The 20,164-nt window shown below is 62.9% G+C and carries 15 protein-coding genes; 6 read left to right on the forward strand and 9 right to left on the reverse strand.

Annotated elements, in window-relative coordinates:
* The first annotated feature begins 118 nt into the window (after positions 1-118).
* On the forward strand, positions 119-2,080 hold the full coding sequence (locus tag RW095_RS40070; protein ID WP_317021093.1) for an ATP-binding cassette domain-containing protein: 1,962 nt from the start codon (positions 119-121) through the stop codon (positions 2,078-2,080).
* A 79-nt stretch (positions 2,081-2,159) separates the two neighbouring features.
* On the opposite strand, the gene RW095_RS40075 is transcribed toward RW095_RS40070, so the two are convergent.
* Positions 2,160-2,432, reverse strand: coding sequence for a hypothetical protein (locus RW095_RS40075; protein ID WP_317021094.1), 273 nt, complete (start codon positions 2,430-2,432; stop codon positions 2,160-2,162).
* A 54-nt stretch (positions 2,433-2,486) separates the two neighbouring features.
* Here RW095_RS40075 and RW095_RS40080 point away from each other — a divergent pair, with 54 nt between their 5' ends.
* Together RW095_RS40080 and parC are read left to right on the forward strand one after the other, a co-directional pair.
* A complete protein-coding gene (locus RW095_RS40080) occupies positions 2,487-4,472 on the forward strand; it encodes a DNA topoisomerase IV subunit B (RefSeq protein WP_020065293.1) in 1,986 nt (661 codons plus the stop codon).
* Positions 4,473-4,540: 68 nt separating this feature from the next.
* A complete protein-coding gene (gene parC, locus RW095_RS40085; protein ID WP_317021095.1) occupies positions 4,541-6,865 on the forward strand; it encodes a DNA topoisomerase IV subunit A in 2,325 nt (774 codons plus the stop codon).
* An 86-nt stretch (positions 6,866-6,951) separates the two neighbouring features.
* Here the strand turns inward: parC and RW095_RS40090 are convergent, their stop codons facing one another.
* Complete coding sequence (locus RW095_RS40090) at positions 6,952-7,125, reverse strand: hypothetical protein (RefSeq protein ID WP_317021096.1); 174 nt, start codon at positions 7,123-7,125, stop codon at positions 6,952-6,954.
* A gap of 59 nt (positions 7,126-7,184) precedes the next feature.
* On the opposite strand from RW095_RS40090, the gene RW095_RS40095 reads away from it, so the two are divergent.
* Complete coding sequence (locus tag RW095_RS40095; protein WP_128585506.1) at positions 7,185-7,643, forward strand: CopD family protein; 459 nt, start codon at positions 7,185-7,187, stop codon at positions 7,641-7,643.
* A 60-nt stretch (positions 7,644-7,703) separates the two neighbouring features.
* On the opposite strand, the gene RW095_RS40100 is transcribed toward RW095_RS40095, so the two are convergent.
* From RW095_RS40100 to RW095_RS40125, 6 genes are all read right to left on the reverse strand, one after another.
* Positions 7,704-8,912: a chromate transporter gene (locus RW095_RS40100; RefSeq protein ID WP_317021097.1), complete on the reverse strand. Its 1,209-nt coding sequence runs from the start codon at positions 8,910-8,912 to the stop codon at positions 7,704-7,706.
* A gap of 200 nt (positions 8,913-9,112) precedes the next feature.
* Positions 9,113-11,464, reverse strand: a complete 2,352-nt coding sequence (locus RW095_RS40105) for a bifunctional diguanylate cyclase/phosphodiesterase (RefSeq protein ID WP_317021098.1) — start codon at positions 11,462-11,464, stop codon at positions 9,113-9,115.
* Positions 11,465-12,054: 590 nt separating this feature from the next.
* Positions 12,055-12,957, reverse strand: coding sequence for a PhzF family phenazine biosynthesis protein (locus RW095_RS40110; protein ID WP_317021099.1), 903 nt, complete (start codon positions 12,955-12,957; stop codon positions 12,055-12,057).
* A gap of 168 nt (positions 12,958-13,125) precedes the next feature.
* The gene (locus tag RW095_RS40115; protein WP_128594655.1) at positions 13,126-13,590 is read right to left on the reverse strand and encodes a RidA family protein; all 465 of its coding nucleotides are present in this window, start codon (positions 13,588-13,590) and stop codon (positions 13,126-13,128) included.
* 54 nt (positions 13,591-13,644) lie between these two features.
* Positions 13,645-14,841, reverse strand: coding sequence for an aminotransferase-like domain-containing protein (locus RW095_RS40120; RefSeq protein ID WP_317021100.1), 1,197 nt, complete (start codon positions 14,839-14,841; stop codon positions 13,645-13,647).
* A 75-nt stretch (positions 14,842-14,916) separates the two neighbouring features.
* A complete protein-coding gene (locus RW095_RS40125; protein ID WP_317021101.1) occupies positions 14,917-15,624 on the reverse strand; it encodes a VOC family protein in 708 nt (235 codons plus the stop codon).
* 452 nt (positions 15,625-16,076) lie between these two features.
* Between RW095_RS40125 and RW095_RS40130 the strand changes: the two genes are divergently transcribed.
* Both RW095_RS40130 and htpG read left to right on the forward strand, forming a co-directional pair.
* The gene (locus RW095_RS40130; RefSeq protein ID WP_317021102.1) at positions 16,077-17,528 is read left to right on the forward strand and encodes an aminotransferase-like domain-containing protein; all 1,452 of its coding nucleotides are present in this window, start codon (positions 16,077-16,079) and stop codon (positions 17,526-17,528) included.
* 152 nt (positions 17,529-17,680) lie between these two features.
* Positions 17,681-19,579, forward strand: a complete 1,899-nt coding sequence (gene htpG, locus RW095_RS40135; RefSeq protein WP_128585500.1) for a molecular chaperone HtpG — start codon at positions 17,681-17,683, stop codon at positions 19,577-19,579.
* Positions 19,580-19,719: 140 nt separating this feature from the next.
* On the opposite strand, the gene RW095_RS40140 is transcribed toward htpG, so the two are convergent.
* A complete protein-coding gene (locus tag RW095_RS40140; protein WP_128585499.1) occupies positions 19,720-19,989 on the reverse strand; it encodes a hypothetical protein in 270 nt (89 codons plus the stop codon).
* Positions 19,990-20,164: the final 175 nt, after the last annotated feature.

A 20,164-nucleotide genomic window follows, 5' to 3' on the forward strand; every position in this document is an offset into this window, starting at 1 on the left:
CGTGACCCGGTCATTCGTGACCCGGTCATTCGTCCTATGTCTTCAGGCTTACAGGCACTAGCCCGCGCGCCCGGTACAATGAGCAGTTCCGACTCATCGCTGTCTTCTCCAATTCTCCATGTCGCTTTACACCATTACCGGAGCCCAACTGGCATTCGGTCACGTCGCGTTGCTCGATCACGCGGACTTCTCTCTCGAATCGGGCGAGCGCGTCGGGCTGATCGGCCGCAATGGCGCGGGCAAGTCGTCGCTGCTGAAAATCGTCGCCGAACTCGCGAAGCCCGACGACGGCCTAGTCACGCGCCAGCAGAATCTGACCACGGTGTACGTGCCGCAGGAGCCGGAGTTCGATACGGACGACACGGTTTTCGACGCAGTCGCCGCCGGCCTCACGCACGCCCGCGCGCTGCTCGACGAATACGACGCGGTCGCTAACCAGCTTGCAGATGAACCTGAAGGCGCACAGCACGACGCGCTCATGGCGCGCATGAACACGCTGCAATCGTCGCTGGACGCGGCGGACGCCTGGAACTGGAGCACGCGCGTCGCCACCACGCTGCAGCAGATCGGCCTGAATGGCGAGGCGCGCGTCGGTTCGCTGTCGGGCGGCATGCAAAAGCGCGTGGCGCTCGCCCGTGCGCTTGTCGTGCAGCCTGACGTACTGCTGCTCGACGAGCCGACCAACCACCTGGATTTCGACGGCATTCGCTGGCTCGAGGATCTGCTCGTGTCGCAGCGGGCGGCGCTCCTTTTCATCACGCACGACCGGGCGTTTCTCGATCGTGTCGCCACGCGCATCGTCGAACTGGATCGCGGGCGTCTGCTGTCGTATCCGGGCAATTTCTCGGCTTATCAGACGCGCAAGGCGCAGCAACTGGAAATCGAACGCGTTGAAAACGATAAGGCCGACAAGCTGCTCGCGCAGGAAGAGGTGTGGATTCGCAAAGGTGTCGAGGCGCGCCGCACGCGCAGCGTCGGCCGGATCGCGCGGCTCGTCGAAATGCGCAACCAGCGCGCCGAACGCCGCAACGTGCAAGGCAACGTCAAGCTCGACGTCGGCCAGGGCGAGAAGTCGGGCAAGATCGTCGCCGAACTGACGGACGTCACGAAGCGCTACGGCTCGCGCACCGTGATCAACAGTTTCACGGCAACCGTCATGCGCGGCGACAAGATCGGCTTCGTCGGTCCGAACGGCGCGGGCAAGACCACGCTGCTGAAGATCATCCTCGGCGAATTGCAGCCGGACGAAGGCACGGTGCGCGTCGGCACCAATCTGCAAGTGGCCTATTTCGACCAGATGCGCGCGCAACTGGACCTGGACAAAAGTCTTGCCGATACGATCAGCCCCGGCAGCGAGTGGGTGGAAGTCAACGGCCAGAAAAAGCACGTCATGAGCTACCTGGGCGACTTCCTGTTCGCACCGGAGCGCGCGCGTTCGCCGGTCAAGTCGTTGTCCGGCGGTGAGCGCAACCGCCTGCTGCTCGCGCGTCTCTTCGCGCGGCCGGCCAACGTGCTGGTGCTCGACGAACCCACTAACGACCTCGACATTCCCACGCTCGAATTGCTGGAAGAGCTGCTGACCGACTACGACGGCACGGTGCTGCTCGTCAGCCACGACCGCGCGTTTCTCGACAACGTCGCGACGTCGGTGATCGCGTCGGAAGGCGGGGGCAAGTGGCGCGAATACGTGGGCGGCTTCACGGACTGGCAGATCCAGAGCCAGCGCTCGCAGCAGTTGGCGCAGGAAGCGCAGAAAGAGGCGAGCAAGGAGGCGGCCAGAGACAGCGCTAAAGACAGCGCTAAAGACAGCGCAGCGTCCAAGGACAGTTCTGCTGGCCGCAACCCGCAACGCGCGGCCAAGCTGTCGTTCAAGGAACAGCGCGAGCTGGAGGCGTTGCCCGAGAAAATAGCTGCGCTCGAAGCGGAGCAGAAAACCATCGGTGCTCAGCTTGAAGACGGCTCGATATTCGCGAAAGACGCGCAGGAGGGCAAGCGCCTTTCGGAACGCTACGCCGCGATCGACGAAGAGCTGCTGCTCGCGCTCGAGCGCTGGGACGAACTGGAAAAGCGCCGCAAATAAAGCGGCGAGCGCTGACGTGTCGCGTCGTCGGCGCTATTGCTTGTGCGTGGGCCGAGCCTTGTCCGGAAGGCCAATCGCGTCAGCCGTGAATTGCCGCCAGGTTTGAAATCAGTAAAATACCCCGCGAACAGGCTTCCCCGGCGTTTGCACCGGCGGCAACGATGCCCGGCGATAGTGCCGGCGGCGGGCCGTTATCCTGCGTGTCGATAAGAAGCCGCGCCCAAAACCGCGCGGCTCCCAAGTGGAATGCGCCCGGAAGCCATGCGGCAAAACAGTTTGCCCGCGCTGCGGGCACCCCACCTAACCACGTTGTTTCGTTTCGCTTTTTTTGAAAACTCAACGCATTGTCCACGGACCTGTCCACGGGACCTGTGGACAACGATGAACCGACGCACCCGAGTCAACCATGTCCACGAAAAAGCCAAACGCCGCGTATAGCGAAGCGTCGATCAAGGTGTTGAAGGGTCTCGAGCCGGTCAAGCAACGGCCCGGCATGTACACCCGCACCGAGAATCCGCTGCACATCATTCAGGAAGTTATCGACAACGCGTCGGACGAGGCCCTCGGCGGCCACGGCCGGCAGATCACGGTCACGCTGCACGCGGACCATTCGGTGTCGGTCGAAGACGACGGCCGCGGCATTCCCTTCGGCCTGCATCCGGAAGAAGGCGTGCCGGTCGTCGAAATCGTGTTCACGCGGCTGCACGCGGGCGGCAAGTTCGATAAAGCCGCCGGCGGCGCCTACACGTTTTCGGGCGGCTTGCACGGCGTCGGCGTGTCGGTGACCAACGCGCTGTCCACGCGCCTCGACGTCACCGTGTGGCGCGACGGCAAGGTTGCCGCGCTGAGCTTTGCGCATGGCGACGTGGCGAAGCCGCTAGAAGTGCGCGCCGCAGCGAAGGGCGAAAAGAAATCGGGCACGCGCGTCACCGCGTGGGCGGACCCGAAGTACTTTGACTCGCCCAATCTGCCGCTCGGCGAATTGCAACGGCTGCTGCGCTCGAAAGCAGTGTTGCTGCCGGGCGTCGAAGTCACGCTCATCAACGAGAAAACCGGCGAACAGCAAAGCTGGAAATACGAAGACGGTTTGCGCGGCTATCTGCTCGAAGGCATGAACGGCAGTGACCTGCTCATTCCGCTTTTCGAAGGCGAGCGTTACGCCGAAAACTCCCGGTCGAGCGAAGAGACGTTCGCCGAAGGCGAGGGCGCCGCGTGGGTCGTCGCGTGGAGCGAGGAAGGGTCGCTCACACGCGAGTCGTACGTCAACCTGATTCCGACGCCCGCGGGCGGCACGCACGAATCGGGCTTGCGCGACGGCTTGTATCAGGCGGTGAAGAGCTTTGTCGAGTTGCACAACCTGCAGCCGAAGGGCGTGAAGCTTCTCGCTGAAGACGTGTTCGCGCGCGTGTCGTTCGTGCTGTCGGCAAAGGTGCTCGATCCGCAATTCCAAGGGCAGATCAAGGAGCGTTTGAATAGCCGCGACGCGGTAAAGCTCGTGTCGTCGTTCGCGCGCCCGGCGCTCGAATTGTGGCTCAACCAGCATGTGGAGCACGGCAAGAAGCTTGCGGATCTCGTCATCAAGCAGGCGCAGGCGCGCACGCGCGCCGGACAGAAGGTCGAGAAGCGCAAGAGCTCAGGCGTGGCCGTGCTGCCAGGCAAGCTGACCGACTGCGAGTCGACGGAAATCGGCCGCAATGAGCTGTTCCTCGTCGAGGGCGATTCGGCCGGCGGCTCCGCGAAAATGGGCCGCGACAAGGAATATCAGGCGATCCTGCCGCTGCGCGGCAAGGTGCTGAACACGTGGGAAACCGAGCGCGACCGTCTCTTTGCGAATAACGAAGTGCACGACATTTCGGTGGCGATCGGCGTCGATCCGCATAGTCCGGACGACAAGGTCGATCTGTCGAATCTGCGCTACGGCAAGATCTGCATTCTGTCGGACGCGGACGTGGACGGTTCGCACATCCAGGTGTTGCTGCTCACGCTGTTCTTCAAACATTTCCCGCAGTTGATCGAGCGCGGTCATGTGTGCGTCGCGCGTCCGCCGCTCTTTCGAGTCGACGCGCCCGCACGCGGCAAAAAGCCGGCGCAAAAACTCTATGCGCTCGACGAAGGCGAACTCGAAGCGATTCTCGACAAGCTGCGCAAGGACGGCGTGCGCGACACGCAATGGTCGATCAGCCGCTTCAAAGGCCTGGGCGAAATGAGCGCCGAGCAGCTGTGGGATACGACGATGAACCCGGACACGCGGCGACTCACGCCGGTCGCGCTCGGCGAGCTCGACTACGACGCCACGGTCGCGCGCATGACCATGCTGATGGGCAAGGGCGAAGCGGCGTCGCGGCGCAGCTGGCTGGAAGAAAAGGGCAATGAAGTGGAAGCGGATATCTGAGCGGTTTTTAGCGCTCGCATTTCGCATGGAAGCACGAAACTTCACGCCAAACACGATACGGAATCTAGATGGACGACGATAACACTCTCGACCTTTTCACCGAGCCCCCGCCGCCGGAAGGCGATTTTTTGACGCTCGGCAACTACGCGGAACGTGCGTACCTCGACTACGCGGTAAGCGTGGTCAAGGGCCGCGCGCTGCCGGATGTGTGCGACGGCCAGAAGCCCGTGCAACGCCGCATTCTGTTCGCGATGAACGACATGGGTCTGTCCGACAACGCGAAGCCGGTCAAGTCGGCGCGCGTGGTTGGCGACGTGCTGGGTAAATATCATCCGCACGGCGATCAGTCGGCATACGACGCGTTGGTGCGTCTCGCGCAAGACTTTTCGATGCGCTATCCGCTGATCGACGGCCAGGGCAACTTTGGTTCTCGCGACGGGGACGGCGCGGCGGCCATGCGCTACACCGAAGCGCGTCTGACGCCGATCGCCAAGCTGCTGCTCGATGAAATCGATCAGGGCACGGTCGACTTCATGAAGAACTACGACGGCGAGTTCGACGAGCCGAGGCTCTTGCCCGCGCGTTTGCCGTTCGTGCTGCTCAACGGCGCCTCCGGCATCGCCGTGGGTCTCGCCACCGAAATCCCGTCGCACAACCTGCGCGAAGTCGCGGGCGCCGCGGTCGCGATGATCCGCAATCCGAAGATCGCGCACGCCGAATTGATGCAGCACATTCCGGGTCCTGATTTCCCGGGCGGCGGCCAGATCATTTCGAGCGAAGCCGAAATTTCGGCGGCCTACGAAACCGGCCGCGGCAGCCTGAAGGTGCGTGCGCGCTGGAAGATCGAAGACCTCGCACGCGGCCAGTGGCAACTGGTCATCACCGAGTTGCCGCCGAACACGGCCGCGCAAAAGGTGCTCGAAGAAATCGAGGAACAGACCAATCCGAAAATCAAGCTCGGCAAGAAGGCGCTAACGCCTGAACAGTTGCAGGGCAAGCAGACCATGCTGGCCTTGCTCGACGCGGTGCGCGACGAGTCCGGTAAGGACGCGCCCGTGCGCCTCGTGTTCGAGCCGAAGTCGAGCCGCATCGATCAGACGGAGTTCGTCACCACGCTGCTCGCGCATACGAGTCTCGAATCGAATGCGTCGCTGAATCTGGTGATGGTCGGCGGCGACGGCCGGCCGCGTCAGAAGGGCTTGAGCGAAATCCTGCACGAGTGGATCGCGTTCCGCTTTGCGACGGTCACGCGTCGCACGCGTCATCGTTTGACGAAGGTGGACGACCGGATTCACATCCTCGAAGGCCGGATGATCGTCTTTTTGAATATCGACGAAGTCATCCGCATCATTCGCGAGTCCGACGAACCGAAGGTTGCGTTGATGGCCGCGTTCGGCCTGTCCGATCGCCAGGCCGAGGACATCCTCGAAATCCGGCTGCGTCAGCTGGCTCGTCTTGAAAAGATCAAGATCGAGAAGGAGCTTGCCGAACTGCGCGACGAGAAAGCGAAGCTCGAAGAACTGCTCGGCAGCGAATCGGCGATGAAGCGCCTGCTCATCAAGGAAATCGAAGGCGACGCGAAGCAGTACGGCGACGAGCGCCGCACGCTGATCCAGCAGGAAAAGCGCGCGACGTACGAAGCGCGCGTGGTCGATGAACCGGTCACGGTCGTGGTCTCGCAAAAGGGCTGGGTGCGTGCGCTGAAGGGGCACGGGCTGGACACGGCGGGCTTCACGTTCAAGGCCGGCGACGGTCTCTACGCCGCATTCCAGTGCCGCACGCCGGATACGCTCGTCGCGTGGGGCAGCAACGGTCGCGTCTATTCGGTCGCGGTGGCGTCGCTGCCGGGCGGCCGTGGCGACGGGGTGCCGGTCACGTCGCTGATCGAACTCGAATCGGGCAGCCACCTGATGCATTACTACGCGGCTTCGGCTGACCAGGCCTTGTTGCTCGCGTCGAGCAACGGCTTTGGCTTCATCGCGAAGGTCGGCGACATGGTGAGCCGCCTGAAGGCGGGCAAGTCGTTCATGACTATCGACGCCGGCGCCGCGCCGCTCGCGCCCATGCCGATGCTGCCTGACGCGACGCAGGTTGCGTGTCTGTCGTCGGGTGGGCGCCTGCTGGTATTCGGCATCGACGAAATGAAGACGCTCTCGGGCGGCGGCCGCGGCGTCATCCTAATGGCGCTCGACGACAAGGAAACGCTGGTGCAGGCCCTCGCTATCAACGCGGCGGGGCTCATGCTGATCGGCGCGCGTCGCGGCGGACGTCTGGACGAAGAAAAGCTGAGCGGCGCCGCTTTGGCGTCGCATGTAGGCAAGCGGGCGCGTAAAGGGCGCGCACCTGAAAGCAAGCTGAAGCTCGAAGGCATGCGCCCCGTGCTGGCTGCTTGACGAAGATTGACGTTCTAATACGGCCGGCGTCTGCTAGCATGCGAGGCGCTGGCCGTGCGCAGTGACTGTGCCGCAGTAACCATGCATCAACCGCGCAGTAACTTCGGGGCAGGTTGCAGAAAATTCGGGGGCGGCGTTGCGGTATCGAGGTGCGGTACCCGGTCGAGATACAGGCGCGCTGCAATAACAACAAGAAAAACGACGAGAAAGCCTTGGGCGTTCTGGAACTGCACGCATGGCGTGCGGTCGAACGCGCTCAATAGCCGCTGCTCATATCATTCGTCATAAGCGGTGTGGCGTCGTCGGAGAGGAATACAACATGAATAAGGCTATCGAACTCGCGCTGTTTCTACACCTGCTCGCCGTCGCGGTGTGGGTCGGCGGGATGGTCTTCGCGCATTTCTGCTTGCGCCCGGCAATTGCCGATCTTTCGCCGCAATTGCGTTTGCCCTTGTGGGAGTCGGTGTTTAGCCGCTTCTTCAATTGGGTTGCTGCTTCGGTGCTGGTCATTCTGCTGACGGGCGGCTTCCTGCTAATGCAATTTGGCGGCGGCCACGCCACATGGCCGTTGCATGCAATGGCCGGCCTCGGCATCGTCATGATGCTGATCTTCGGGCATATCCGCTTTGCGGTGTTTCCGCGCATTCGCCGCGCGGTGCAGGCGCAGAAGTGGCCTGACGGCGCGCAGGCAGTCGGCACGATCCGGCGTCTGGTGCTGATCAATATCGTGCTCGGCGTGGTGACCGTCGGGTTCGCCGTGCTTTCGCGCGGGTTCTGACAGACGCTTGCGGGCTCGCTGAATGGTCGCTGCACGGCGCCGGAGTATCTCCGGGCGCGGCTAAAGCAATGCGCCGTACGCGAGCCACAGTCCGCACACCACCGCCACGGTGCCGTACACCACGTACACGGGCACCTTCAGCTTCGCGAAACACATCGCCGAGAACAGCGCGGTAATCAGATAGACCGGTTGCAACGGCACGCGTCCGGCGATACGCAGCACGGCCACCGCGAGGAAGGCCGTGGTGACCGCGCGCAGAATCCGCATGCCGTGCTCGAATTGCGGATTCATCTTCAGTTGATGCAGATGCCGCTGCGCCAGTACCACGAGGCATCCGGACGGCACGAACAACGCGAGGGTGGCGATGAGCGCGCCGGCCCACCCGTCGACGAGATAGCCGAAGAACGGCACGACATTCAGCAGCGGCCCCGGCGATAACGGCGACAGCGAAAACGCCAGCGTGAAGTCGTTGTCCGATATGCCGATCGCCGGCGTGACAAACAGTGTCTTGAGCACCGGCAACGCGGAGAAACCGCCGCCGAACAGCGTCATGCCCGCGCCCGCGAGCCGCGGCCATAGCAGCGCGAGATCGTAGCGATGCGGCAACGGCACCGCGAACAGCAGCACGAACACGCACAGCATCGTAAGTATCTGCCAGTCGCCGCGCACGAAGGACACGACAAGGCGCGTGTCGCGCACTGGGCTGATCACCCAGCCCGCGCCGAACGCCGCGCTTAGCATCAGCACATAAGCTGCCGGGCTGTGCGCATAGAAGAGCGCGATGCAGCCAACTACCGCCGCGGTCCATTCGAGCTTGCCGCGCACGAGCGCACGTGTCTGCTTGTACCAGGTGATGCCGATCAGCGTGGCGAGTACGACGCTGAAGTGATTGAGCAGGGTCTGCGACGCGGCGGCGCGCACGAGCGGCGTGCGATAGAAGATCGCGAAGAGCGTCATCAGCATGAAAAAAGGCAGCACGCTCGCAATGCCCGCGACCCATGCGCCGGCGCGTCCGCGCAGCGCGTGTCCGAGCTGCACGGCGACATTGCAGCCCACCGGCCCCGGCACCATCCACGCAAGCGCGATCAGATCGGAGAACGCGACACGCGAGAGCCGTCCTTCACGTTCGACGTAGTGATTCTCGAGCTGGGCCATCAGCGCGAGGCCGCCCCATGACAATGCCGACAGGCCGAACACGACCCGAAACAGCGTCCATAGCGGTTCCCGTTCCCCTCGTCTTGCAGCATCGTGGCTTGTTATGGTCTGCATGGCGCCACGGCGCCCGCTGAGCGGGCGTCCGTCCTTTGGATCGTCTTGATGTTGCGCGCGGCCGGCCGGTCCGGCGGCACCGCGCGAGATTGCAATACAGCGAGAATGTAGCCCGTTTTGTGCGGCAGCGGTATGGGCGGCCTTGCTCGACTGCAGCGTTGAAGTCGAAGTCCTGCAACCGACGCCTCGGGCGCGACTGCCTAGCCGTTCGTGCTGGTGCTGGCGCTCGTGTTCGTTTCCTGAACGGGGCGCCGTCCCGTCATGCCGCAGACGCCGAACCGTTCGAGCAGCGCAGGAATCGCGTCGACAGGAACTGGGCGCGAAAACAGGAAACCCTGCGCCTCGATATGACCGAGCGCGGCGAGCCACGCAATCTGCTCTTCCGTCTCCGTTCCTTCGACCACCACCGTCAGCCCCAGCGAGCGCGCCAGATTGACGATTGCGGTGACCATCACGCAAACGCTGCGGTCGCCCGGAATGGCCTGGACGAACGAGCGGTCCACCTTGAGCGTATCCACGGAAAAACGGTTGAGATACGACAGCGACGAATAGCCAGTGCCGAAGTCGTCGAGTGCGATCCGCACGCCAAGGCGCTTGAGCGCAAAGATTTTCTCGGAGACGAGTTCCGGATATTCCATCATCGCCGTTTCAGTAATTTCGAGTTCCAGACGGCGTGCGGAAATACCGCTTTCCTCGATGGCGTGCGACACCGTTTCGTACAGATCGCCGCGCCAGAACTGTACGGCCGAAATATTCACGGCGAGCGACAGCGTGTCGTAGCCTTGCTGCTGCCAGAAGGCCAGTTGCCGGCACGCGGTCTCGATCACGAAGTCGCCGATCGGCACGATGAGGCCAGTGGACTCCGCGACCGGAATGAATTCGTTGGCGGGAATCAGACCATGCTGCGGATGATTCCAGCGCACCAGCGCCTCGAAGCCGGTGATGCAGCGGCGCGTGAGATCGATCTTCGGCTGGTAGGCGAGAAACAGTTGCCCTTCGGCAAGCGCGACGCGCAACTGCTGTTCCCACTTCATCAGATGGTCGGCGCGATGCGACAGCTGCGGCGAATAGAACTGGTAGCAGTTCTTGCCCGCATCTTTCGCGCTGTACATCGCGAGGTCGGCTTTTTTCAGCAGGTCGATCTCGCTCTCGTTGGCGACCGAATAAAGCGCGATGCCGATGCTCGCATGCAGCACGAACGAACTGCCGCGCACTTCAAACGGTTTCGCGAAGGCCTCCGCCGCCGCTTCGGCGAGCGCGACCGCGCGCTTTTCGACATCGTCGCCCTTGATCACGACGACGAACTCGTCGCCGCCGATGCGGCTCAACGTGCCGTCGTCCGCAACCGCGGTGGAGAGCCGCGAGGCCGTCATTTGCAGCACGATGTCGCCGGCGTTGTGACCGAGCGTGTCGTTGACCGTCTTGAAGTTGTCGAGGTCGATGAACAGAATCGCGAGGCGGCCCAGGTTGGCCGGCTGCGCCACCTCGTGGCGCAGCGTCCGCAAGGTTGCATAGCGATTGCGCAAGCCGGTGAGCAGATCGTATTCGACCAGATGCGTCATTTCGCGCTCGCGGCCCAGCAGCTTGCCGATCAGGCCGGTTGCCACGGCGAAGAAGCTCAGCATGGCGAGCGAGATGAAACCCGCCATCAGCAGATAGACGTTGCGCGTGTGGTTGTAGTCGGCGAATTCCTCGGCTTGCGACAGACCGACCAGCACGCCGAGCGGATAACCGTCGATATGCCGGTACGACACGATGCGCGTGACGTTGTCGATCGAATCGACATAAGTGCCCGACACGTGTTCCGAGGTGGGATAGGAACCGCTTGCCGAGAACGAGCCGTTCGCATTCACGGGGCTGCCGGTGCGGCGCGCGAGCACCCTGCCGTTGTCGGAGATGACCGCGATCACGCCTTCACGGCCGATCGCCGCGTTGTTGTAGAAGTCGCTCGTGAAATAGCTCGGGTCTTCGGACACCACCACGACACCCGCAAACGTGCCGTCCGGATGATTCAGGCGCCGCGTCATCTGCAAGGTCCAGTGACCCGACACGCGGCCGAGCACCGGCTTGCTGATATACAACTGGTCGTCGTTTTCGTGTTCGTGGACTTTGAAATGCTCGCGGTCCGACAGATCGATGCGCTTGGGATTGAGCTCGGCCGTATTGGCGATCAGCTGTCCGCGCTCATCGATCAGCGACACCTGTACGAGCGTCTCGCTTTGCACGACGCCTTTTTCGACTGTGCTGGCAAGATCGAAACGTCCCGGTGTTTTCTCGAACTCGTATTTGACAAACCGCGTGATCTGATCGACCTGGTGAATTGCCTTGACCGTATGCTGTTCGAGCGCCGCCGAGAGAATCGCGGCAGACGCCATGGCCTCGCGATAAGTGGCTTCTTTCTCGACCGAAAGACGCGCGAAGATCACGGTCCAAAGAAGCACCAGCACCAGTACGCCGAGCGCGGGAATCGCGAACAGCGCGCGCCGTCTCGACGCAGCGGGATCGCGGCGAGTTCTGGCTTCGCGCTGATCGGAGAAGCGGGTTTTGCTCATCAGGCGGCCCGTACCCGACTGCCGGCCGGTTGCGAACGCGCGAGCGTCGACTGCGCTGTTTTCATGAGTGGCTGCATGGTGACCAAGTTGCCGGAACTACTGCGCAAGAAGGGGCGTGGCCTGGCGCCTGATCGTTCGCACTTTGCGGGGTACGTGTCGATATTACTTAATGCCACTGGATTAAGGAAGGGTCCGGGCATCGGGTATACGCTGGCGCAGTCGGTGGCTGTCCCGAGGCTGTTTTGCGACCCGTTTGGGTTGGGGTTTTGGGCCTGGTCCGGTGGCGCGCTCCATAGTCCGCCGGTCCGCAACTCAGGGCATGAGCGGGATCGAACGGCGGTGGTCGTGGTATTCGGATGCTGCATCGGGATTCGGCGTTCCGGCATGGCGGCTGTCACGTGCGTGGTCTTCTTCAGGCAGTTTCGTTATGCGAATTGCATGGGCTCAGCACAGCGAGCGGCTTTTTGTGGCTAAACGTGGTTCAGCGTAGCCGAATGAGGCAAGTTGAGTGCGCCTGCTTCCAAGCTGCCTTGCACGAGCCTTGCTTTTGCTCCGTCAGACGCGGCGAGATGAAGCAAGCGATAGGCCGGTCACGGCATCCGGAACGTACCGTCGACGACGGTCACCGACGCCCCGCCGATCCACGTCTTGCCGTTCGTGTCGTCATAGCGCACGAAGACCTGGCCCGCGCGTCCCAGCGCTGTGCCCTGACGCGCGGTGTAGTTGGCGCCCGGCCGCACATTCTGCGCACTCAGCAAACCGGCGAGCGCCGCATTGGCACTGCCCGTAACAGGGTCTTCGCCGACGCCGAACGCGCCGCCCGCCATCAGGCAGCGCACTTCGAACGTGGCAGGGCCGCCAGCCTCGTGCGGACCATAAACGGCCAGACCGTGCGTGCCGACCGATTGCACGATGCGCGCAAGCGCTGCGGCGTCGGGTTCGAGCGCGAGACAATCGCGCGCTGAATTCACGCGCACGACGAGCCAGGGCGCGCCATTGTCGACAGCGCTCGGCGCGGCGCTGAAGTCTATCGCGTCGCTACGCAAAGCCGTAGAAAGTGCGGCGTATTGTTGTTCCGGCAACGGCGCAATTCGTGCCGGCGGTGCGGCGAAGGCCCACGCGGCTTGCATGCCGCCGGAGTCTTCATGAACGGACTGCAATTCGACGAGACCCACGCCGCATTGCTGAACGAGCTTGCCCGGCTGCTTCGGCTGATAGCCGCTTTCGAGCAGCGCATGCGCGGTGCCGAGCGTCGGATGACCGGCAAAGGGCAATTCGCCATGAGTCGTGAAAATGCGCACGCGATAGTCGGCGGCCGGGTCCGTCGGCTTTAACAGGAAGGTTGTTTCGGACAGATTGGTCCAATGCGCGATCGCCTGCATCTGATCGGCGCTGAGCGTGTCGGCGTCGAATACGACAGCAAGGGGATTGCCTTTGAACGGCACCGACGTGAACACGTCGACCTGTTTGAAACGAACTGTGTTGGCGGGCATCGGGCGCGGTCCGGCGATTCCTGCGGTTGATAGGGTTGGCGGATTCTATCTGGTGCCGGGGGAACGAGCTACCTCGCCACAAATGCAAAACGCGCCGCGGGTGATCGACACCTCGCGACGCGTTGATTGCGACCGGCCGGACGAGCCGGCCTTCCGGATCGCGATGCGTTACTCGACTTCCGCGATCATTTCGATTTCGACGCATGCGCCGAGCGGAATCTGCGCGACACCGAATGCCGAGCGTGCGTGCTTGCCGCGCTCGCCGAACACGTCGGCGACGAGTTCCGACGCGCCGTTCGTCACCAGGTGCTGCTCGGTGAAGTCGAGCGTGGAATTGACGAGACTCATCAGCTTGACGATGCGCGTGACGCGGTTGAGGTCGCCCACATGCGCGTGCAGCGTGGCGAGCAGGTCGATGGCGATGGATCGCGCCGCGGCCTTGCCGTCTTCCGTGCCGAGATCCGCGCCGAGCTTGCCCGCCCACACCTTGCCGTCTTTCTTCGCGATGTGGCCGGACAGGTACACCGTGTTGCCGCTTTGCGCGCTCATCACATAGGCGGCCGCCGGCGCGCCGGCGTTCGGCAATTCGATGCCCAGTTCCTTCAGCTTGTCATAAACATTAGTTTGAGCCATGTTGTGTCCTCGGTCGGTAATGAGAGGTGGTTGCGGCGAACGGGCCGGCTGGTTTCAGAGCTTGGCGCGGATCAGCGCCGCGAGACGCGACACGCCTTCGTCGATCTTCGCCGGCGGCACCGTGACGAACGACAGGCGCAATGTGTTGTGCTGCGCTTCGTTCGCGAAGAACGGACCGCCCGGCACGAACGCGACGTTTTGCGCGACCGCTTCCTCAAGCAGCTTCATGCTGTCGATTTGCGCGGGCAGCGTCACCCAGATGAACATGCCGCCTTCCGGACGATTCCACTGCACGCCTTCGGGCATGTAGCGTTCGAGCGAGGCGAGCATTGCCGCGCACTGGTCGCGGTAAAGCTCACGAATGGTCGGCACATGCGTGTCGAGAAAGCCGTCCTTGATCACTTCATGGACGATGCGCTGCGTAAAGCTCGGCGTATGCAGGTCGGTGGCCTGCTTGGCCTGCACGAGCTTGAAGATCAACTCTTCAGGCGCGATGATGTAGCCGACCCGCAGACCCGGCGCCAGCACCTTGGAGAAAGAACCCAGGTGAACGATGTGGTCGGGCGCCATCGACAGCATGGTCGGCAGCGGTTCGCCCGCGTAATCCAGCGCGCCGTAGGGATCGTCTTCGATTACCGGGAACGGCGCGGTTTTCGCGAATTCGGCGAGCGCGCGGCGGCGCTCGACCGGCAGGCGGCGGCCAGTCGGGTTCTGGAAATTCGGTTGTGCGTACAACAGGCGCGCACCGGCGGTGAGTTCGGGCGTGAGTCCTTCGGGAATCAGCCCTCGTTCGTCGGTCGGCACCTGGACGTAGCTCGGTTCGTACATGGAGAACGATTGCAGCGCGCCGAGATAAGTCGGCGTTTCGACGAGCACGGGGCTTTGCGGACAGACCAGCACCTTGCCGAGCAGATCGAGCGCCTGCTGTGAGCCGGTTGTGATCAGCACCTGGCTTGGGCGAATCTGCGCGCCGTTCACCGAATAGCGCTTCGCGACCCACTCGCGCAGCGGCGCATAGCCTTCCGTTGCGCTGTACTGGAGCGCCGCGGCGGGCGAGTCGCGCAGAATGCGGTCGGACGCTTCGCGCATGCGTTCGGCCGGGAACGTGGCCGGCGAGGGCAGGCCGCCCGCGAACGAAATGACTTCGGGCCGTTCCGTGACCTTCAGAATCTCGCGGATCGCCGAGCTGGTGAGCTTGCGTGCGCGTTCGGACAATTGCCACGTGGGGGCTTTCAAGTCGCTTTGGTCCATGGTCTCCTCTGCTGGTATCTCTGGAACCTGTCAAAACTTCGATTATCGCGCGAGTCGGCGACCCGCGCGCGCTGGCTATTTAAGGGTCCGTAGACCGTTGGGTGTTTCGAACTCGGCAGTGAGCGCGGCCGGGGCCGCCGCGTCGTCCGTCGGGTGCAGCTCGATCAGATGCGCGGCGCCTAGCCACTGTAGTTGCGCGGCCACCGTATCGGCTTGCGGATGCTGGCCTTTCAACGTTTTTAGCGCGATGCCGGTTTCCGGCAATAGCGTCGACGGATGCCGCGCCGTGTCCCACTGGATGAGCGAGGGCAGCACCCCATCGCCGGCGCCTTGCCACGAGGGAAAGGCGCCGTCCTCCGCAATCGACAGGCCCCAGCTGAACTCGCCGCGCGTGAGCGGCACGATCGGCGGGATGCGCTGCGGGTACTGGGACTGCCACGTCGGCAGATGCTTCGGCCGGTCCACGCGGACGACCCAATGCGACAGATACGGCCCGTTTTCGAGGCGCGCGCGTGTAGCGGGGGCGTCGAGTGCGAAGAGGCGCGCACGCGGCGCGGCGCCGGTCGCAGATTCGTGCGCAGCGTCGGCATCCGGATCGATTGCGATCACTTCCAGATAGGCGCCGCCCCACAGGTTCAGCAGGCGGTTGTGGGTTCGCATCAACGGATGCGCGCCGCCGCCGGCCGGTGCAACGCCGAGAATGTCGGCGACGTACTGCGTGCCCTCGTCGAGCGTGCGGGCGGAAACGACGAGATGATCGAGACGAAGCGGATGTGCGGTCATTGCGGATTGGGAAAACGGTTTCTACGTCAGGTCGGACCCCCGCCGCGCGCAGGGTATGCGGGTGTCCGGGGACGTAAGCATAACCGTTCGCGGGGCGGCGGCTTCCCCGCGAACGTGCGATTACCGGGCGGTGCGACGTTTTTTGCGGCGGGTTGTCGGCAATTGGCCGTGTGTTTGTTTGCGAGGGCGCTTGCCGTTAGCTTGCCGGCTTGCCCTATCGGCTCGCTCTCGCCCGCAACGCTGCAAACAGCGCGCGCGTCCGACTGCGCGGTGAGCGGGATCGCCGCCCGGCTCGTTCACTCAAGCATGCCGTCGAGCACACCGTCGAGCACACCGCCAAGCATGCCGCGCCCTTCAGCCAGCGCACTTTTCTGTCTCAAATGTAGCGGCGGCGACCTGCACAGTAACGGTACAATCGACTCGATACCGTTCGGTACAGTTGGAGTGCGTCTATGTCCGTCCCGCTTACACAAATTCCCGCCCCGCACGACACGGCGTCGCTGACGCTGGTCGAGCAACTCGTGCAATGGGCCCGCCGCCGCATCGAAGAGCGCGTGTTTCGCCCTGGCATGCGCATGCCGTCGATCCGCAAGCTGGCGCTCGACAAAGGCGTGTCGCGTTTCACGGTGGTCGAGGCATACGAGCGGCTCGTCGCCCAGGGTTACCTCGAGTCGCGGCGCGGCTCGGGTTTCTTCGTGCGAGAGCGTCTGGCGGGTGCGGCGGTTTCGGAACTCCGTCCGGTCACGCAGGATCCCGCGCCGGCGACCATCGACGTGGTCTGGCTGCTGCGCAACATGCTGCACACCGGCGCGCGCCCGGAGCGCAGTCCTGGTCTCGGCTATCTGCCGGCGCGCTGGCTAGACGGCGAGTTGATCACCAACGCGCTGCGCACGCTGGGCCGGCAAAGCGGCGCGCAGATGCTGGGGATCGGCACGCCGCTCGGTTTTCTGCCGCTGCGCCAGCAATTGCAGACGCGCCTGGAGGAACTGGAGATCGGCGCGTCGCCCGAGCAGATTGTGATGGTGTCGGGCATCACGCAGGCGATCGACCTGATTTCGCGCATTTATGTCAAGGCGGGCGATTCGGTGATCGTCGGCGATCCTGCGTGGTTCCAGATGTTCGGGCGTTTCGCGTCGCAAGGCGCACGGCTCCTCGGCATGCCATATACACCGGACGGCCCGGACCTCGACGCGCTCGAATCGCTGGTGCAGACGTGGCGGCCCAAGATGCTGGTGATCAATTCCGTGCTGCAGAATCCGACCGGCACGTCGCTGACGGCCGCGCAGGCGTTCCGCATTTTGCGGCTTGCCGAGGCGTACGACTTCATCGTGGTCGAAGACGACATTTACGGCGATCTCTGCCCGCCGAGCTATGCCGGCACGCGTCTCGCGAGCCTCGATCAGTTAAAGCGCGTGATCTACCTGGGCAGTTTTTCGAAGACGCTCGCGCCCAATCTGCGTGTTGGTTTCATCGCGTGCGCGCCGGAAGTCGCAAAGGCGGTCAGCGACCAGAAAATGCTGGTCGGCATGACGAGCCCGGAGTTGAACGAGCGCGTGCTGTACAAAATCCTCACCGAAGGTCATTACCGGCGCCACGTCGAGCGGCTGCGTGCGCGGCTCGACAGCGTGCGCGAAAAATCCGCGCGGATGCTGGAGAAGACCGGCCTCAAGCTGTTCCTGACGCCCACGGCGGGAATGTTCGTGTGGGCCGACACCGGAGTCGACGCCGACGGCCTCGCCGCCGCGGGCCACGAAGCCGGTTTTCTGCTGACGCCCGGCAGCCTTTTTTCGCCGCAGCAGTCGCCCACCACGTGGATGCGCTTCAATATCGCCAATTGCGGCGATCCGGAACTGGCGACGTTTTTGTGCCGTTACCTGGACGGCGTTGCGCGCCGCGCCTCTTGAAACCGCGCCGCATCGCCCTTATTTAGACGAACGATCCGGCGGCACGGCAATGCACACCGGCAATCCGGCCCCCGTGCCACGCCTGACCCGAAGCGCATCTGCAATACCCGATTCGCAAAAAACCCGATTCGCAACAGAGAGGAAGTCCGACCATGGCACAAGAAACCATGAGCTTTCAGGCAGAAGTGAAACAGCTTCTGCAACTGATGATCCATTCGCTGTACAGCAACAAGGAAATCTTTTTGCGCGAGCTGATTTCCAATGCGTCCGACGCGGCAGACAAGCTGCGTTTCGAAGCGATTGAAAACAGCGGGTTGTACGAGAACGACCCGAATCTGCGCATTCGCGTGTCGTACGACAAGGACGCGCGCACCATCACGATCGACGATAACGGCATCGGCATGAGCCGTGACGAAGCAATAGCCAACCTCGGCACGATCGCGCGCTCGGGCACCAAGGAATTTTTCGGCAAACTGTCGGGCGACCAGCAGAAAGACGCTGCGCTGATCGGGCAGTTCGGCGTGGGCTTCTATTCGGGCTTCATCGTCGCGGACAAGATCACCGTCGAGACGCGCCGCGCCGGATTGCCGGCGTCGGAAGGCGTGCGCTGGGAAAGCGCGGGCGAGGGCGATTTCGCCGTCGAGCAGATCGAGCGCGCCGCGCGCGGCACGACCATCACGCTGCATCTGCGTGCGGATGAAGACGAGTTGCTGTCGTCGCATCGGCTTAAGTCGATCATTCAGCGGTATTCCGATCACGTCGCGCTGCCCATTCTGATGAAGAAGGAAGAGTGGGACGCGGAAAAAAGCGCGATGGTCACGAAGGACGAGGACGAGACCGTCAATCAGGCGAGCGCGCTGTGGACCCGCGCGAAGAACGACATCACCGAAGAGCAGTACAAGCAGTTTTATCAGCATCTGTCACACGATCATCAGGATCCGCTCACGTGGACGCATAACCGCGTCGAAGGCCGAAGCGAATACACGCAGTTGCTGTACGTGCCGAGCCACGCGCCGTTCGACCTGTGGAACCGCGACCATCGCGGCGGGCTGAAGCTGTACGTGAAGCGCGTGTTCATCATGGACGACGCCGAGCAACTGCTGCCCGCGTACCTGCGCTTCGTGAAGGGCGTGGTCGATTCGAGCGATCTGCCGCTTAACGTCTCGCGTGAAATCCTGCAGGAAAGCCGCGACGTCAAGGCGATCCGCGAGGGCGTGACCAAGCGCGCGCTGTCGATGCTGGAGGATCTGGCCAATTCGGATAACGACGCCGACAAGCAAAAGTACGCCGGCTTCTGGAAGGAGTTCGGCCAGGTGCTGAAGGAAGGCATCGGTGAAGACTTTGCGAATCGCGAGCGCATTGCCAAGCTCGTGCGCTTTGCGTCCACGCATACGGAAACGCCGGAGCAGAATGTGTCGCTCGCCGATTACGTCGCGCGCATGAAGCCCGAGCAAAGCAAGATCTACTATGTGACCGCCGACACATGGCAGGCCGCAACCCACAGCCCGCATCTCGAAGTGTTCCGCAAGAAGGGCGTGGAAGTGCTGCTGCTGACCGATCGCGTGGACGAATGGATGCTGTCGTTCCTGAACGAATTCGACGGCAAGCCGCTGCAAAGCGTGGCGCGCGGCGATCTTGATCTGGGCGCGCTGAACGACGAGGAGAAAGAGGCGCAGGAAAAGGTGAGCGAGGAGCTCAAGCCGCTCGTCGAGAAGATGAAGGAAGCGTTGAAGGACAAGGCAAAAGACGTGCGCCTCACGTTCCGCCTGACCGATTCGCCGTCGTGCCTCGTTGCCGACGACGGCGAGATGAGCGGTTACCTGCAGCGCATGCTGAAGGCCGCAGGTCAGCAGGCGCCCTCGTTCCATCCGATTCTGGAAGTGAATCCGGAGCACGCACTCGTAAAGGGCTTGCATGCCGATAGCGCGAACTTCGACGACTGGTGCCACCTGCTGTTCGACCAGGCGTTGCTGGCCGAGGGCGGCGCGCTTGAAGATCCGGCGAGCTTCGTGAAGCGTACGAATGCGTTGTTGCTCGCGCGCGCGAATTGAGCGTGATCGCGTAGCGTCGAACCGGCGCTCAACGTAGTGAAAGGGAAAATGCGCTGCTTCGGCAGCGCATTTTTTTTGCCGCGCACTTTGGGGTGTTATGAACGGGCCGAAAGAAATCGGGATCGGTCATAGCGCGTGTATTAACGGTCGAGTGTTAGCCCGTGCAAGTGACGCACTTGCGCGAGCACGCTTCCGGCCAGCTCCTTGGCCTCGAAACTGGAATGATGATCGCCGAGCACTTGCGCCGCGAGGCTGCCGATTGCCGCGCTGGTCTGTTTAGAACTGTGGTGTTGCGCGAGCGCTGAGCCGGCTAGCTCTTTCTCGATATGCGTGGCGCCCTGGCGAGCCAATACGACCGACGCAAGATGCGCGATGCGGTCAGAAGTTTCCTTCACGTTCGTAGTATTCACCTGACTCCCTGCTGCTAGTTGTAGATTTGCTCGACGCCTTGGACCTCTTTCGACATCGCGCAAAATTAATTATGGTTAACTAACTAAAACTAATCAACGACCATAAATTGAGATTGGTTTATGAGACGCAGGGCACGGCATTATCTTGGTCATCGCGCTTCGAAACTGGGACGCT

Source organism: Paraburkholderia kirstenboschensis (assembly GCF_032806925.1).
GTDB lineage: Bacteria > Pseudomonadota > Gammaproteobacteria > Burkholderiales > Burkholderiaceae > Paraburkholderia > Paraburkholderia kirstenboschensis.